14 protein-coding genes are annotated in these 15,864 nt (G+C 69.0%); 4 read left to right on the top strand and 10 right to left on the bottom strand.

Going from position 1 to position 15,864, the window contains the following annotated elements:
* Nucleotides 1-5 precede the first annotated feature (5 nt).
* The 5 genes from GQ464_RS06900 to GQ464_RS06880 all read right to left on the bottom strand — a co-directional run bounded on the left by GQ464_RS06900 (nucleotide 6) and on the right by GQ464_RS06880 (nucleotide 7,816).
* Complete coding sequence (locus GQ464_RS06900; RefSeq protein WP_166976861.1) at nucleotides 6-2,594, bottom strand: CHRD domain-containing protein; 2,589 nt, start codon at nucleotides 2,592-2,594, stop codon at nucleotides 6-8.
* Between the two features lie 213 nt (nucleotides 2,595-2,807).
* On the bottom strand, nucleotides 2,808-5,588 hold the full coding sequence (locus GQ464_RS06895; RefSeq protein WP_166976860.1) for a carboxypeptidase regulatory-like domain-containing protein: 2,781 nt from the start codon (nucleotides 5,586-5,588) through the stop codon (nucleotides 2,808-2,810).
* Nucleotides 5,589-5,629: 41 nt separating this feature from the next.
* Nucleotides 5,630-6,682, bottom strand: a complete 1,053-nt coding sequence (locus GQ464_RS06890) for a FecR family protein (protein WP_166976859.1) — start codon at nucleotides 6,680-6,682, stop codon at nucleotides 5,630-5,632.
* Complete coding sequence (locus tag GQ464_RS06885) at nucleotides 6,679-7,248, bottom strand: RNA polymerase sigma factor (RefSeq protein ID WP_166976858.1); 570 nt, start codon at nucleotides 7,246-7,248, stop codon at nucleotides 6,679-6,681. Before GQ464_RS06885 ends, GQ464_RS06890 begins: the two co-directional genes overlap by 4 nt.
* 187 nt (nucleotides 7,249-7,435) lie before the next feature.
* Nucleotides 7,436-7,816 carry a YccF domain-containing protein gene (locus GQ464_RS06880; RefSeq protein WP_166976857.1) on the bottom strand — a complete coding sequence of 127 codons (381 nt, stop codon included), beginning with the start codon at nucleotides 7,814-7,816 and terminating at the stop codon, nucleotides 7,436-7,438.
* Nucleotides 7,817-8,001: 185 nt separating this feature from the next.
* On the opposite strand from GQ464_RS06880, the gene GQ464_RS06875 reads away from it, so the two are divergent.
* From GQ464_RS06875 to GQ464_RS06865, 3 genes are all read left to right on the top strand, one after another.
* Nucleotides 8,002-8,871, top strand: a complete 870-nt coding sequence (locus tag GQ464_RS06875; protein WP_166976856.1) for a hydroxypyruvate isomerase family protein — start codon at nucleotides 8,002-8,004, stop codon at nucleotides 8,869-8,871.
* 15 nt (nucleotides 8,872-8,886) lie between these two features.
* Nucleotides 8,887-9,525: a trimeric intracellular cation channel family protein gene (locus GQ464_RS06870; RefSeq protein ID WP_166976855.1), complete on the top strand. Its 639-nt coding sequence runs from the start codon at nucleotides 8,887-8,889 to the stop codon at nucleotides 9,523-9,525.
* Nucleotides 9,526-9,627: 102 nt separating this feature from the next.
* Nucleotides 9,628-10,797 carry an LIC_10091 family protein gene (locus GQ464_RS06865; protein WP_166976854.1) on the top strand — a complete coding sequence of 390 codons (1,170 nt, stop codon included), beginning with the start codon at nucleotides 9,628-9,630 and terminating at the stop codon, nucleotides 10,795-10,797.
* Between the two features lie 20 nt (nucleotides 10,798-10,817).
* Here GQ464_RS06865 and GQ464_RS06860 read toward each other — a convergent pair whose 3' ends face one another.
* Genes GQ464_RS06860 through GQ464_RS06850 form a run of 3 tightly spaced genes read right to left on the bottom strand, consistent with a single transcriptional unit; the run spans nucleotide 10,818 to nucleotide 12,889 of the window.
* Entirely contained in the window at nucleotides 10,818-11,105 is a 288-nt protein-coding gene (locus tag GQ464_RS06860) for an Rdx family protein (RefSeq protein ID WP_166976853.1), read from the bottom strand.
* Nucleotides 11,102-11,764, bottom strand: coding sequence for a class I SAM-dependent methyltransferase (locus GQ464_RS06855; RefSeq protein WP_166976852.1), 663 nt, complete (start codon nucleotides 11,762-11,764; stop codon nucleotides 11,102-11,104). Before GQ464_RS06855 ends, GQ464_RS06860 begins: the two co-directional genes overlap by 4 nt.
* A gap of 54 nt (nucleotides 11,765-11,818) precedes the next feature.
* Nucleotides 11,819-12,889: a WD40/YVTN/BNR-like repeat-containing protein gene (locus GQ464_RS06850; RefSeq protein WP_166976851.1), complete on the bottom strand. Its 1,071-nt coding sequence runs from the start codon at nucleotides 12,887-12,889 to the stop codon at nucleotides 11,819-11,821.
* 169 nt (nucleotides 12,890-13,058) lie between these two features.
* Here GQ464_RS06850 and GQ464_RS06845 point away from each other — a divergent pair, with 169 nt between their 5' ends.
* Entirely contained in the window at nucleotides 13,059-13,535 is a 477-nt protein-coding gene (locus GQ464_RS06845) for a protease complex subunit PrcB family protein (RefSeq protein WP_166976850.1), read from the top strand.
* A 54-nt stretch (nucleotides 13,536-13,589) separates the two neighbouring features.
* Here GQ464_RS06845 and GQ464_RS06840 read toward each other — a convergent pair whose 3' ends face one another.
* Entirely contained in the window at nucleotides 13,590-14,348 is a 759-nt protein-coding gene (locus GQ464_RS06840; RefSeq protein WP_166976849.1) for an ABC transporter ATP-binding protein, read from the bottom strand.
* 90 nt (nucleotides 14,349-14,438) lie between these two features.
* Nucleotides 14,439-15,839, bottom strand: a complete 1,401-nt coding sequence (locus tag GQ464_RS06835) for an efflux RND transporter periplasmic adaptor subunit (RefSeq protein ID WP_166976848.1) — start codon at nucleotides 15,837-15,839, stop codon at nucleotides 14,439-14,441.
* Nucleotides 15,840-15,864 lie beyond the last annotated feature (25 nt).

Raw genomic sequence — 15,864 nt, 5'->3', positions numbered from 1 at the left:
GGCTCCTACCGGATCACGGTCATCCGGTGTGCTCGGGTGATGCCGTCGGCCGTCAGGCGATAGAGATAGACGCCCGACGGAAGCCGTGACGCGTCGAACGTGACCGCGTAGGTGCCCGGCGTCAGGGTTCCGTCCACCGGGGTTGCCACCCGTTTCCCGAGGACGTTGAAGATGTCGAGGCGGGCCCGGGTGGTACGGGGGAGCGCGAAGGTGATGGTGGTGGTGCCCTTGAAAGGGTTCGGGTAGTTCGGTTCGAGCCGGTAGGTGACCGGAGGCACATCGTCCACCCGCTCGACGGCCGTGACGACCACCCCGTCCGGCAGGACCTGCCCGCGGATTTCGCCGGCGGGGTAGGCGGCGGTGTGGACGTTGAGGTAGAGGTTTCCGGCGAGGAGTTCGCGGAGGAGTTCACCGGTGAGGGGTTCGGTGTCGGCGCTGGTCCAGAGGCCGGAGGCGGTGTTGCCGGAGAAGTCGCCGGTGATGGTTCGGACGACGGGGCCGTTTTCCCCGGCGGGGGCGTTGTGGAAGTGGGCGGCGGAGATCGGGCCGCTCAGCCCGTCCACGGTCATGCGATAGACGAGCCCGGCATCTGCAAGCGTCAGGGCCGCCGTACCCGCCGCTTCACTCATGACGTCGTGCGTCTCCTGCTCCGGGTCAAGGCTGGTGGCTGCTCCGATGCCGCCGCTGAGGAGGACCTGCCCGCGGATTTCGCCGGCGGGGTTGTTGGCGGTGTGGACGTTGAGGTAGAGGTTTCCGGCGAGGAGTTCGCGGAGGAGTTCACCGGTGAGGGGTTCGGTGTCGGTGCTGGTCCAGAGGCCGGAGGCGGTGTTGCCGGAGAAGTCGCCGGTGATGGTTCGGACGACGGGGCCGTTTTCCCCGGCGGGGGCGTTGTGGAAGTGGGCGGCGGAGATCGGGTCGCTGAGTCCTTCGACGGTGAGGTTGAAGGCGAGGCCTTCGCTGGTGAGCGTCATCGTGGCGGTGCCGGTGGCCTCGCTCGTGACGTCGTGCGTCTCCTGGGCGGTCGTCAGCCGGGCCGAGAGCGGCGTTCCCCCGCTGAGGAGGACCTGCCCGCGGATTTCACCGGCGGGGTTGTTGGCGGTGTGGACGTTGAGGTAGAGGTTTCCGGCGAGGAGTTCGCGGAGGAGTTCACCGGTGAGGGGCTCGGTGTCGGTGCTGGTCCAGAGGCCGGAGGCGGTGTTGCCGGAGAAGTCGCCGGTGATGGTTCGGACGACGGATCCGTTTTCCCCGGCGGGGGCGTTGTGGAAGTGGGCGGCGGAGATCGGGCCGCTGAGTCCTTCGACGGTAATCAGGAACCGCACGCCTTCGTCGGTGACGGCGAGGGCGGCGGTGCCGGTGGCCTCGCCCGTGACGTCGTGCGTCTCCTGGGCGGTCGTCAGCCGGGCCGAGAGCGGCGTCCCACCGCTGGGGAGGATCTGCCCGCGGATTTCGCCGGCGGGGTTGTTGGCGGTGTGGACGTTGAGATAGAGGTTTCCGGCGAGGAGTTCGCGGAGGAGTTCACCGGTGAGGGGTTCGGTGTCGGTGCTGGTCCAGAGGCCGGAGGCGGTGTTGCCGGAGAAGTCGCCGGTGATGGTTCGGACGACGGGGCCGTTTTCCCCGGCGGGGGCGTTGTGGAAGTGGGCGGCGGAGATCGGACCGCTGAGTCCTTCGACGGTGAGGTTGAAGGCGAGGCCTTCGCTGGTGAGCGTCAGCGTGGCGGTGCCGGTGGCCTCGCTCGTGACGTCGTGCGTCTCCTGCTCCGGATCGAGCGTGGCGTTGAAGCCCCAGCCGCTGCTGAGGAGGACCTGCCCGCGGATTTCGCCGGCGGGGTTGTTGGCGGTGTGGACGTTGAGGTAGAGGTTTCCGGCGAGGAGTTCGCGGAGGAGTTCACCGGTGAGGGGCTCGGTGTCGGTGCTGGTCCAGAGGCCGAAGGCGGTGTTGCCGGAGAAGTCGCCGGTGATGGTTCGGACGACGGATCCGTTTTCCCCGGCGGGGGCGTTGTGGAAGTGGGCGGCGGAGATCGGGCCGCTCAGCCCGTCCACCGTGGCGAAGAAAAGAACTCCCGCTTTCGTCGCCAGGACCGTGGCGGTGCCGGTAGCCTCGCTCGTGACGTCGTGCGTCTCCTGGGCGGTCGTCAGCCGGGCCGAAAGCCCGGCCCCGGAGGTGGGATGTAGCTGGGCCCGGATTTCGCCGGCGGGGTTGTTGGCGGTGTGGACGTTGAGGTAGAGGTTTCCGGCGAGGAGTTCGCGGAGGAGTTCACCGGTGAGGGGTTCGGTGTCGGCGCTGGTCCAGAGGCCGGAGGCGGTGTTGCCGGAGAAGTCGCCGGTGATGGTTCGGACGACGGGGCCGTTTTCCCCGGCGGGGGCGTTGTGGAAGTGGGCGGCGGAGATCGGACCGCTGAGTCCTTCGACGGTAATCAGGAACCGCACGCCTTCGTCGGTGACGGCGAGGGCGGCGGTGCCGGTGGCCTCGCTCGTGACGTCGTGCGTCTCCTGGGCCGCCGAAAAAGTGCCGGTGAGGAAGGTCTGGGCCAGGGCCGTGCCGGGCAGCAGGGCGAGGGAAAGCAGCAGCGCGATGAGAAGGGAACGGGGGCGCATAGGTATTCTCCGGAGTTGATGGTACAGGAGCCCGGCCGCGGGCGCGTTGGTGCCGTTCGGGGGCGGGGTGGTTCGCCGGAGGCGTGATGCGCGTTGCCGTCTACTTCAACCTCTCATACGCTTCACGCCGTCTGCCGGGTAGGCCGGGCGATGGTTTTCCGGGAAGTACGCGAAGCCGGGGGGATGACTACGCGGAGTGCCGGAGGCGCCGGTTCAGTAGTCGAGGTGGATGGCGAAGACGGGGTAGCGGCCGGGCAGGAGGCGGTCGACCGTGCGTACGGTGGTGCCGGTTGTTTCGAGGCTCTGGTCGTAGACGTTGCGGTGGTTCGTCAGGTTGACGAGGTAGAACTGCGCCTGCAGGCTGACGGGACCCAGGGTGTGGGTGTAGGCCAGGCCGGCGTCGAGGCGGAGGTAGGCGGGCAGCCGGTGGTCGTCGGGTCGGTCGAGGTCGAAGGGGCCGGCGTCCGGCAGCAGGCCTCCGAGGGCGAGGTAGTCGTAGTAGGCCTGGCGCAGGGCCCAGCGGCGTCCCCGGGCCCCTTCGCCGGTGAGGTGGAGGGAGAGATGATCGGAGAGGGATACTTTCAGGTCGGCGGTGAGGCGGTGGGGGACATTCCAGGGAACCGGGACGAGGCGGTCGTCGAAACGGCCGGGGTAGCGGCGGACGGCGCGGCTGAAGGCGTAGTCGAGGCCGGCGGTGAGGCGGGGCGTCGTGTATACGACGCGCAGGCTGCCCCCGAAGGCACGGCCGTGGGTTGAGGCGATGAAGGTGGCCTGCGGCAGGGGGGTGCGGGGGCCGGCCTCGAGCAGTTTGACCAGCGTCGCATAGTCGATGGTGAGCAGGCGCGGCTGGGCTTTGTAGTAGCCTTCCACCCGGATCGTCCAGGCCGTGGACGGCATCAGCAGGGCTTCGGCGGCCAGGTGATAGGTGCGGGGCGGGGCGAGGGTGCGGTCGATGGGAAGCCAGAAGGGGACGGACGGTACGGCGGCGGTTGGGCCGGAGCTGGTCAGCTCGAACTGGTTGACGAACTGCCGGTAGAGGCCGGCGGCCAGGCGCAGGGCGTACGGGCCGAGCGGTCCGGTTTCGCGGTCATAGCGCAGGGCCAGGCGGGGTTCGGCATAGACCGTGCGGCGGCGGGCGGCATACGTCAGGCGGAGGCCGGGCTCCAGGGTCAGGTGCCATCCCGGAGCCAGCGTTCCCTTCAGGTAGGTGCCGCCGGTCCAGGCCGAGCCGTGGTACCAGAAGGCGGGGATGAACTGGTTGTTCAGGTTGAACTCGCTGTCGGTGTGGCTGGCGAACAGGCCGGCTTCGAACTGCCGGGAGGGGGCGAGGCTGTGGCTGAGGACGGCCCGTACGGTCACCTCCCGGATGGCGTTGTGTTCGTAGGTGACGTAGCTGGTTTGTAACGCCTCTTCGAACCGGTTGCGTGCCTGTTCCAGGTTGTCGTCCGTGTAGGTGCCCCGGAGGACGTTCGTCTGCAGGGCGCGGTAGCTGTAGCGTGATGTGTGGCGGCTGCCGCCGGCCTGCACGGTCAGCACCGCGTGGGCGCCGAGCAGGCGGCTGTACCGGGCCTGGCCCATCCAGTTCGACCAGTCGTAATCGTCGCGGGTGAGGATGAGGCGGTCTTCCGTGGTGTTTTCCAGCCGGTTCAGTCCTGTCAGGTCGGCCCGGATGCGGTTGCGTGCATGATAGGCGGAGGCGTCGATGAGGTGGAACGCGGCGGGGGTGAGGCGGAGGGCGGCGTGGAGGTCGGAGAAGGCTACGTCGGGGAGTGGGTGCAACACGGCGAAGGAGCGGGTGGTCACCGGCTGGCCCAGCCAGCGGCCGGCCAGTTGCGGGTCTACGCTGTTCCAGCGGCGCAGCAGGGCGGCGACGCCGGGGTCCTGGTACTGGGCCCACAGGCCGGTGCGTCCGGCGAACATCAGGTCCATCGGCCGTTTGCCGGGCAGGGTGAGGCGGGCGTGGGTTCGGGCGTTCGCGCTGATCGGGTCCAGGCTCACGGCCAGCCGGTGTTCGCCGTTCACGTGGTGTTCGGCGGCGACGAGGCCGGCGAGGTGGCTGCCGTGTTCCACGCCGAAGCCGGCCTTGTGGACGACGAGGCGCCGCAGGGCCAGGGGGCTGAAGGCACCGAGATGTCGTCCCAGGCTCACCGGGTGTCGCACGGGGATGCCGTCAAGGCGGGTGAGGTGTTCCCCGCCGCCGCCACCCTGGATGTGCAGGTCGGCCAGGGGCTGGGTGGCCGCCACGCCGGGCAGGCGGCCGGCGCCGCGTGCCACGTCGGGGGTGCCGGCGAAGGTGACCGAGGCCAGCGCCTGTGGCCCGGCCTCTCCGGAGCCCAGCATCCGGGAGGGGAGCCGCTGGCTGAGGCCGTCGATCACGATGGGGTGCATCGGCACGGTACGTGGCCGGAGGCGGACCTGCAGGCGGGCGCGGGCGCCGGGGGCCACCCAGACGCTGTCCCGGGCCGTCTCATAGCCGACGTAGGTGACCACCACGCGGTAGGGGCCGGAGACCAGCCCGGCAAAGCTGAAGAAGCCGGCGTCGTTGGTCGTGGTGCCGGTGGCGGCTTCGGCCAGCAGCACGTTGGCCGCCGGCAGCGGCACCCCGGTTTCCCCGTCGATGACCTGGCCGGCAAGGTCTCCGAAGAGGGCCGGGGCGTTGCGGGCCTCGATCAGCACATAGGCGCCGGAGGAGGAGCGAACATAGTCGAGCCCGGAGCCGGCAAGCACGCACCGCAGGAGGGCTTCGGCCGGCAGTTCCCGGCCCGTGCAGTACACGCGGCGTCCCGCAACCTGCTCCGTGGAATAGACCAGGTCGATCCGCGTGAGGCGCACGAGTGCTTCGAGCGCCTGGTCGAGCGGGGTGCCCCGGAACACCAGGCTGTACGCCTCGCCTTCACGCGGCTGTCCCATGGTGTCGCCGGGCCGGGCCGTCACCGGGCACAGCACCATCAGCAGGACGATGAGCCGGGCGAAGGGGCGGATTCGGGGAAGCATGGCTGGCGGGGACATCCGGCGTATGGGACGTGTCACACGGCCTACGGGGAGGGCGACGACGCGGCCGGTGTGCCGGGGATCAGGACGAAGCCCCGGCTTGTGGGGCGGTAGCGGCAACCCTGCACCAGGCAGAGGTCCTTGAGGATGGCTTCGAGCGGCACGGGCCGGAGGTAAAGGAGGGTCAGGGAATCGGTGAGCGCGATGCCGGGTTCGGCGCCGAGGTCGCGGGCATACCGGCGTTGCAGCTCCGCCAGGATGGCCGAGAGCGGCTGGTTGACGGCGGTGAAGCCCTGCCGTCGCCAGGCGGTGGCGGCTTCGAGGGCGTCCGGCCCGGCCCGCTGGGGGAGCGGCGACGGGGCCGCGTCCGTCACACGGGCGGCGTGGCCCGTCTCACGGAGTTCGACGGCCTGTTCCGGTGCACCGGCGTCCAGGACGCGCACGTGCCCCTCGGCCAGGGTCACACGGGTCTCGCGGGCCGGGGCCTCCGCGCGGGCCCATACGTTGAACCGGGTGCCAAGCACCTCCACCCGGGCATTGAACGTTTCGACGACGAACGTACGCCTGCCCGGCTTCACGTCGAAGAAGGCTTCCCCGTCGAGCCGTACGCGGCGCTGCGGCGTGTCGACGAGCGGCCAGGTCCGGAAGCCCCGGGCATACGACAGGCGCGTGTCGCTGTTGAGGTGGACCGTCGAGCCGTCGGGCAGGGTGACGGTCAGCTGGCGGCCCGGCGGGACCGTCACGGTGACCGGCCGGTGCCACCACCACAGCCCCAGGCCGAGCGCCAGCACGAGGAGGACGGAAACGGGAAGGAGGTGACGGTGTGGGTGCGGGCGTCGTCGCCGTACGGGTGGGCGGCCGGCGGCCCGGCGGCGTGGATCGGAGGTGGGTGCGTCCGGCGTTCCGGCGCCGGCGGCGTCGAGCCGTGCCTGCAGGTCGGCCCAGGCCGCCTCGTCGTCCGGCACGCTTCCGGCGGGGATTTCCCGGGGCGTGAGCAGGTGCCACATCTTCTCCAGGCGTTGCCGCGCTTCCGGGGCCGTGGCCTCCAGCGTCGCCTGCACCTCCGGTGGGATCGACCGGGATCGTTCTTCTTTCATCGTTCAAGCAAGGACGGTTCGAAAGCCTCAAGACACCGCTGCAGGTGCTCCAGGGCCCGCACGATGTGGTTGTTCACCGTGCGCGGCGAGATGTCCATGACGGCGGCGATCTCGCGATGGCTCAGTTCGTGGAAGCGGCTCAGCAGCAGGGCCTCCCGTTGCCGGGCCGGCAGGGCCGCGATCCACGCCTGCAGCCGGTCCGCCAGCAGCGCGGCGTCATGGCCGTTGGTCACCTCGGCAGGGGGACGGGCGGCGGCCTCGTCGCCGAGTTGCGTGTGCTTGCGGGCATGGGTACGCTCGTCCCGCAGATGACGGTAGGCCCGGTTGCGCGTCATCCGGAAGAGGTAGGCCCGGAGCGATTTCGAGGGGTCGAGCGTTTCCCGCAGGCCCCACAGCGACACGAACACATCCTGTACCAGGTCGTGCGCCACCGTCGCGTCTTCCACGATGGCGGTTGCGAACCGGAGCAGATCCCCCCGGAAAAGCCGGAAGATGGCCTCGAATGCCTCGCGGTCGGAGGCTTTCAGGCGCCGGCAGAGTTCCTCAGGCGGCGGTCCGGATGGCATGGATCGGGTCGTAGCGATGGGTTGTCCGGCATGCGTGGGCTGGTGAAGGTCATCCGGTATCGTGCGGGAAGGTGTTCTGATAGTCCGCCAGCGATCCGGGATGACTACCGGCAGCGGCCGGATTCGGGTAAAGATTCGGCGAAGGAAACGGCGCCTGCTCCGTTGTACGGCCGAGGAAACGGAAGGATCAGGGCACGGGGACGATCTCTTTGCCGAAGGGGGCCAGCGCGAGCCGGGCCAGTTTCATGTGCTGCCGGGCAAAGGGGATTCCGATGACGGTCAGGGCACAGAGTAGCCCGAAGAGAAGGTGGGTGAGTGCCAGCCAGACCCCTCCGGCGAGGATCCAGATCACGTTCATCGCCAGCGGCAGGCATCCGGAAGCCGCCGGGTGCTCCCGCACGTCTCGTCCGAAGGGGAGCAGCCCCAGTACCGACAGCCGGATGCATTGCAGTCCGAACGGGATCCCGATGACGGTCAGGCACAGCACGAGGCCGCCGAGCAGGTATTCGAGGAAGATGAAGAAGCCGCCGCCGAGGAAGATCCACAGCACGTTGCCCAGGTGTCGCATGGCGTCCGGGAGGGAAGGAGGAAGGATCGTCCCCGTTACGGGCGGAGCGGGCACAAGATACGCCGGGGCGCCGTTTCGTGGCAGGTTCGGGACGAGGGCGGCAGGGTCTCGCGGGGTTTGTCCCGGGAAAGGCCATGCATTACATTACTTGCGTGCTTCCTCCCTTTTGCTTTTCGGACCCTGTCATGAAACGCCGAACCTTTGTGCGGGCCGGGCTGGCGACGGTTGCCGCTGCGGCCCTGCCTGCGTCCACCGCGTGCATCGAGGCGCGTCCCGCCCGCCGGGGGCGTCTCAACCACTCGGCCTGTAAGTGGTGCTACCCGAACCTGACGGTCGACGAACTGGCGGCTGCCGGAGCGGCCATGGGCCTGCGCTCGGTCGAGTTGCTCGACCCGCCGGACTGGCCCGCCGTCAAACGGCACGGGCTCATCTGCGCGATGGCCAACCCGCCGGCGGCACCCGACGGGATGCACTTCCTCACCCACGGCTTCAACCGCCTCGAACACCACGAATGGCTGGTGCCGGGTTACCTGAAACGGCTCGAAGAGGTGGCCGAGGCCGGTTTCCCCAACCTGATCTGCTTCTCCGGCAACCGTGCCGGCCTGGACGACGAGGAAGGGCTCGAAAACTGTGTCACGGGCCTCAAGAAAATCCTCCCGGCGGCCGAACGCCTCGGCGTGACCGTCTGCATGGAGCTGCTCAACAGCAAGGTCGATCACCCCGACTATCAGTGTGATCATACGGCCTGGGGTGTTGCCCTGGTCGACCGCCTCGGGTCGGACCGCTTCAAGTTGCTCTACGATATCTATCACATGCAGATCATGGAGGGCGACATCATCCGGACCATCCGCACCTACCACGATTACATCGCCCATTATCACACGGGCGGCAATCCGGGGCGCCACGAGATCAACGAGACGCAGGAACTCAACTACAGGGCCATCGCGCAGGCCATCGCGGACACCGGCTTTACCGGCTACATCGCGCAGGAGTTCATTCCCACACGCGACCCGCTCACCTCGTTGCGGGAAGCCCTCGCCATCTGCGACGTTTGAGCCCGGAGCCCCTGGATGCTCTACGCCGTCGACCTGCTGGGGACGTTCGTCTTTGCCCTCTCGGGGGCGTTCCAGGCCAACCGGCACGGGCTGGATTTCCTCGGCTTCATGGTGCTGGCCGTGGCCACGGGCGTCGGCGGCGGGATGATCCGGGACGTCCTGCTCGGGGCTACCCCGCCCGCCGCCCTGCAGGACGAGTGGTACCTGCTCGTGTGCCTGGCCGGCGGGATGGCGGTCTTCTGGGCCGCTCCGCCGATCGCCCGGCGCTGGAACCGGGTGCTCGTGGCGGATGCCGTCGGGCTCGGTGTCTTTGCGGCCATGGGAGCGGCCAGGGCTGCCGCCGCCGGTCTCGGCCCGATCGGCATCGTCCTGATGGCGGCCCTGACGGCCACCGGCGGCGGGGTCGTGCGCGATCTGCTCGTGCGCGAGGTGCCTGCCGTCATCAAGGGCGGTTTCTATGCGACGGCGGCCCTGCTCGGCGGGGTCGCCTTCACCGGCACGGCGGCCCTCGGCCTGGGCGAGGCGGTGGCGATGACGACGGCAGCAGTCGTCACCACCGGCCTGCGCTTCTGGGCGATGGCGCACAACATCAGCCTGCCCACCGGACGGCGCTTCCCGCACCTCCCGGGGGACGACACCGGAGACCCGGCATGAGGCGACCGGGGCTGCGGTGCTCGTGGACCCGGAACCCCCGAACCGTAACGTTCAACGTGCCACCTGCAACAACGTCTCCATCCACCATCGAGCGAGGGGAACATGGGCGTCCGACGGCGAACCGCCTGGATGGTGCTGCTGGCCGTGCTGGTGCTCCCGGCCACGGGATGCCGGGGACAGGCCCGGCCGGAGGGACCGGTCTTTCCCGAACGTCCCGCCGTCACGCCGGACACGGCCTTTGCAGGACTGGTGGCGCGGCTGTCGGAGCCCGGCGGCTATTTCGACACGGACAACCTCATTTCCAACGAAGCCTCCTATCTCCACGTCGCCGGGGCGCTCCGGGCACGCAACCTCGAAGGCGGGGTCTATCTCGGCGTCGGACCCGACCAGAACTTTTCCTACATCGCCCTCGTGCGGCCACGCTTGGCGTTCATCGTGGATATCCGGCGGGACAACCTGCTCCAGCACCTCTTCTTCAAGGCCCTCTTCACGCTGGCCCGGAACCGCCTCGAGTACCTGTGCCTGCTCACGGGCCGGCCGTTGCCGCCCGGCGGTGCCCTGCCTGCCGGCCCGCCCGAGGCCGCCGGACCGGACGACCTCGTCGCCTATGTCGATGCCACCCCCTTCTCGCCGGAGGTGGCCGCCGCTGCCCGCGATGCCGTGCGTGATCTCGTACCCCGCTTCGGGGTGTCGCTTTCCCGGCAGGATCTGAACCGCATCGCCGCCATACAGGAGGCCTTCTTTCGGGAAGGGCTCGACCTGCGCTTCACCAGCCATAACCGCCCGCCCCGGCCGTATTATCCCACCCTGCGCCGGCTTCTGCTCGAACGCGACCGCGAAGGGCACCAGGCGAACTTTCTGGCACGGGAAGACGCCTTTCGCCTGCTGAAGACGATGCAGGCGGAGAACCGTGTTATCCCGGTCGTCGGCGATCTGGCGGGGCCGCACGCCCTCCGGTCCATCGGGGCTTACCTCCACGCCGAGGGTCTGCAGGTGTCGGTCTTCTACACGTCGAACGTGGCATTCTATCTGATGCGGGCGGGCACCTTCGGCCGCTTCGTGGCGAACCTGGAGACGCTGCCGCTTCACCCCGGGGCCGTCATCATCCGCAGCTATTTCAACCGCTTCGATCAGCAGCATCCCGAGACGGTGCCGGGCTACGCCAGCACGCAACTGCTTCAGCCCATCGGCGAATTGATCGAGCGCTACCGCCGGGGCGAGATCCGCTCCTATGCCGACCTCGTTCGTCCCCGGGTGCCGGAACCCCGGTAGCGGCGGGCTTGTGCCGGCAATCAGGTACCGTGCCGGTCCGTGTGGCCCAGGTCCTTTTCGGGGGCGATCCGGTCGCGGACGAGCCGTTTGAGCTCCGCGATCTCGGGGAAGCGGCCCTGCGCTTTGCGGGACCACACCCGTTCGCCGTCGGCATAGATCTCGAAGATCCCGCCGGTGCCCGGGACCAGCACCAGCCGGCCGATCTCCTGTTCGAACGTGGTGAGCAGCTCCTGGGCCATCCACGTTGCCCGCAGGAGCCAGCGGCACCGGGTGCAGTAGTGGATCTCGATGCAGCTCTTCTCGTTCATGCCGAATCCGTCTGTTCCGGGCGTTTTTCACACCGGAGGAGGAGAAACCGCTTGTCGACGACCCGGCCGCTGTTGCTCCGGCCGGTCTCCCGGTAGCGGTGAAGGTCGCAGACGTGCAGCCCGGCTGCCCGCATGAGGGTGCAGGCGCCGGCTTCGTCGTACAGCTTAAACCCGTGTGCGGCAAAGGGCAACGTGCGCATGAACGCCTCTTCGCCGAAGACCAGAACGAACAGGCCGCCCGGCCGGAGCACCCGGGCGATTTCTGCGGCATGTCGGCGGGGCTCTTCCCAGAAATAGAGGGTGTTGATGGAAAAGGCCCGGTCGAAGGTGTCGTCCGGGAAGGGCATGTGGTCGGAACTGCCCCGTAGGAAGGTGGCACGGCCCGAGGCTACGAGCGCGCGGTTGTGTTTTTTGGCTTCGCCGACCATCGCGGGGGACCAGTCGAGGCCGGTGTAGTGGTGTGCGGTGCGGAGAACCTCGGCGGCGAAGGCACCGTTTCCGGGGCCGATTTCCAGGACGTGGCTCTCCGGTCTCAGGTCGAGCCAGGTGATGGTGGCGTGATAGAGGCCGGCGTTGGCCTCGTTCATCCGCTGCGCCGTCCGTGCGGCCTGTGCGCCATGAGGACAACGGAGCTGTTCGGCGATCTGTTTCGGGTCCATCCTGTTTCCGGGGTGGTTCGCGGACCGGCGGTACGGCTTCGTGCGGGGGGTGGGTCAGCGGGTGCGTAGCCGCGCGATGCGACCTTCGGGGCCGACGGCCCACACGGCCCGGGGCCCGGCGGCGACGCTCCAGTACGAGGCGTCGTCGAAGCGGGTCCAGGTGCGGCCGTTGTCCGTGGAGAGGGCGGAGCCGTCCGGTCCCACGGCCACGAGGGTGGGGGTGGGAGCGCCGGGCACGTATGTGGCGCCGAAGACGGCGCCGCGCAGGGGGGCCGCCCCGGCGAGGGTCCACGTGGTGCCGCCGTCGGCCGTGGTGGCGACGGTGCGGGCCGGCACCGAGTCCCTCCGGGCATAGTCGCCGCCGAGGGCCGCGCCGCGCCGGTCGTCGAGGAAGGCGAGCGTGTAGATGCCCGAGGAGGGCGTGTCGCTCACGAGCGGCGTCTCGGCGACGGTCCACGTGCGCCCGTAGTCGGGGCTGTGGAGGACGCGGGCCGCCACGGCCGAGGCGCCGGTGCCGATCCACACGTGCCCGCCGGGGCGGGTGACGACGCACGTGCCGCTGGCGGCAAAGGCGCCTTCACCCGGGAGGGCCGGCGGCAGGGTTTCGGGGGGCAGGCGGCGCCACGTGGTGCCGTCTTCGGTGATGAGCAGGTAGAGTTGCCCTTCGATGCTGTCCGAGAAGGCCAGGCCGTGCGTCTCGTCCCAGAAGTCGAAGCAGTCGAAGAAGCCGTCGGGCTCGGGGTTGGTGAACTGGCGGGTCCAGGAGGTGCCGCCGTCGGTGGTTTTGTAGATGCGGGAGGCGGCGCCCGGTCCGGCGGAGAGGAGGTAGGCCGTCCGGGCGTCGACGCCGTGCACGTCGCGAAACTCGAGCGTGTCCGCCTCCGGGACGGTGCCCGTGCGCCAGGTGACCCCGCCGTCGGTGGTGACGGCATAGGTGCCGCCCGTTCCGCTGGCCCACACCGTTCCGTCTGCCGCGATGCTCACGGCCTGTAGCCGCGCCGTCGTGTCGGTGGGTCGCACCTCCCAGGCGGGGGCGCGAAGGGGAGGTTCCGTCCCCTCGTTCCGGCATCCGGCCAGGACGAGGAGCAGCGCGACGACCGGTACGGGACGGCGGCAGAACGGCATGGCGAAGGCAACGGATGACGACGAAACGCGCCCGGAATGATACGGCATCTGCCGCCCATACGCTACCCCCGTGGGCGGAAGGCCGCCGGCCCGGAACGCCCGGAGCAAATATGCCCGGTTTGCCGTATGTTCGGCCACAGGATTCCTCCCATCCGCAAACGGGCTATTGATGACAAAGGTTGTGGTGGTCGGGCTGGTGCTCCTTGTGCTGGCGGCCGGGTGCCGGCGTGACGACGCCGAGGTGATCGTCGAGGACGTGGAGCTGCTGCCGTTCGAGAACGTCGGGGTGGGGCCGAACGCCCGGCTGTCGGACACGACGGGGGTCGTGCTCTACACTCCGGAGGCCTGGGAGGCCTACCGGACCCGTCTCCACGCGGCGGGACCGTTCAAGCCGGTCGATTTCACCCAGGAAATGATCGTGCTGGTGGCGGTGCCGGTGCCGTCGGGCGGTTACGGGGTGGAGGTGGAGGCGATAGAGAAGAAGGAAGACGTCATCGAAGTGCATTACGTGCTTTACACGCCCGAGCGCGGGTGTATCACGGTGGAAGGACCGGCGGTGCCCTACCAGGCCGTCAAGGCCCGCCGGGCCACGGGGGAGGCCCGCTTCATCCACCGGCGCGAGCCGTTGCCCTGCACCGTCGGGTAGGCCGGCCTTCCGGCGGGAGGCCGGGTGTCCGTCCGGATCCAGGGCGATGATCCGTCAATGCGCGCTCGTTTCGAGGGCAGCCGGATCGAGTTCGGCCAGGATGGGTTGTTCGACGGGGGTGTCGGATTCGATGTGGCCGTCGCGGAGGCGGATGATGCGGCGGGCATGCCGGGCAATCTCTTCCTCGTGCGTGACCACCAGCAGCGTGTTGCCCCGCCGGTAGAGCGTCTCGAACAGGCGCATGATTTCCTCGCCCGTCTTCGAGTCCAGGTTGCCCGTCGGCTCGTCGGCCAGGATGAGGGACGGATTGTTGACCAGGGCGCGGGCCACGGCCACGCGCTGGCGCTGCCCGCCCGAGAGCTCGTTCGGTTTGTGGTGGAGGCGGTCGCCCAGGCCCACGTTGCGAAGGGCCTGCTCGGCCATGCTCCGGCGGGTCTGGCGCCGGATGCCGGCGTAGATCAACGGCAGCTCCACGTTCTGCAGGCAGTTCACGCGCGGGAGCAGGTTGAACGTCTGGAAGACGAAGCCGATCTCGCGGTTGCGCACCTCGGCCAGCTCGTCGTCGGTCATCTCGCTCACCCGCTGGCCGTTGAGGTAATAGGCCCCGCTGGTGGGCACGTCCAGGCAGCCGATGATGTTCATCAGGGTGGACTTGCCCGAGCCCGAGGGGCCCATGATGGCGACGTATTCGTTTGGATGGATCTCCAGCGAGACGCCCGCCAGGGCCCGCACCTCCTGCATACCCATCGGGTAGACCTTGGTGATGTCGATCAGCCGGATCAGCGGGGTGTTGCCGTGCGAGGGGGTGCTCATGGGATCCTTCGGGTTCTCGGCCATCGGAGGCGCAGGGTGGGGGTTCTCGTAGGGCCCGGCGCAACCTGCGCGGCGCAGGGCCTCGCCCGGTCAGTTGGCGGCCGCCAGCGGTCGGCGTCCGGGCTGCTCGGGCGGCTTCACCCGCACCGGAGTGCCGGGCTCCAGCGTGCGGCTGACGGCACGGTACGGGCCGATGATGACCTCCTCCCCACCGGAGAGGCCGGATTTGATCTCGATGTGGGTGTCGTCCGTGATGCCGGTGGTCACCTCCACCATCTTTGCCTTGCCGTTTTCGACGAGAAAGACCACCTTGCGAAGGTCCTCTTTGGGGAAGCGGGTCGAGACCGTGTCGTCCCGGCCGGTTTCCCCGGTGCGTGCCCTTCGGGTCGTGTCGGCGGCCGGCTGGAGGCGGGCGAAGTCGCGCACGGTGACGGCCTGGATGGGCACGGCCACCACGTCGAAGACGGTCTTGGTGTAGATGTCCACGGTGCCGCTCATACCCGGGCGGAACTGGGGCGAGGCGTCGGCGAGGGGGGTCTCACTCGTCTGCAGGGCCTGGCCTGTACCCGGGACGGCCAGGTTGAGGTTGTGCGGGTCCAGGATGCGGATCTTGACGGGGAAGTTGGTCACCTGCTCCTGCGTGCCCGCCGCGGTGGTGCGTGCCGTGTTGGCGATTTCGGTGACGACGCCCCGGAAGGTCTGCTCCGGGTAGGCGTCGATCTCGATGCGGGCCGTGTCTCCGAGGGCCACGTTGACCACGTCGTTCTCGTTGACATCGACCTCCAGCTCCATCTGGTCGAGCCGGGCGATGCGCATCATCTCGGTGCCGGTGAACTGGCTGGTGCCGACGACCCGCTCGCCGAGCTCGACGTCGAGCTTGCTGACGGTGCCGCTCATGGGGGCATAGATGGCCGTCTTCGAGAGTTGCTCGCGGGCCTCGCGGAGCCGGGCCTCGGCGCTTTGCACCGCATACTCGGCGGCTTCGTAGGCCGCCTTCGCCACCTCATACTGGTTCTGCGCCCGCACATAGTCACTTTCGGCGATGGCGTTCTTTTCGAAGAGGGCCTTCTGCCGGTTCAGCTCGACCTCGGCCGTGAGCATGTCCGCACGGCGCTGGGCCATGTTGGCCTTGGCCTGCAGGACCCCGGCTTCGGCCTGTTCCACCTGGGCCACGTAGAAGTCCGGGCGGATGCGCACGAGCAGGTCCCCTTTCTCGACCTGATCCCCTTCTCGCACCCGCAGTTCGATGATCTCGCCGGAGACGTCGGGGCTGAGCTTGACCTCCACCTCCGGCTGGACCTTCCCGGAGGCCGTCACGACCTGGGTCAGCGTGCGCCGTTCGGCCCTCGCGGTCTCCACCTCGACGGCGTCGTTACCGGTGCCGAAGAGGCCGGTGGCCCGCCCGACGGCCGCCAGGATGACCAGCAGCACGATCAGGCCGATGATGAGGAAAAGCAGGCGACGTGTGGCGTTTTTCTTCGGGGGAGCCATACGCTCGGTGGATTCTCAGTGTGCG

The sequence above is a fragment of the Rhodocaloribacter litoris genome (assembly GCF_011682235.2).
Taxonomy (GTDB): Bacteria; Bacteroidota; Rhodothermia; order Rhodothermales; family ISCAR-4553; genus Rhodocaloribacter; species Rhodocaloribacter litoris.
This window is presented reverse-complemented; position numbering and strand designations above follow the sequence as displayed.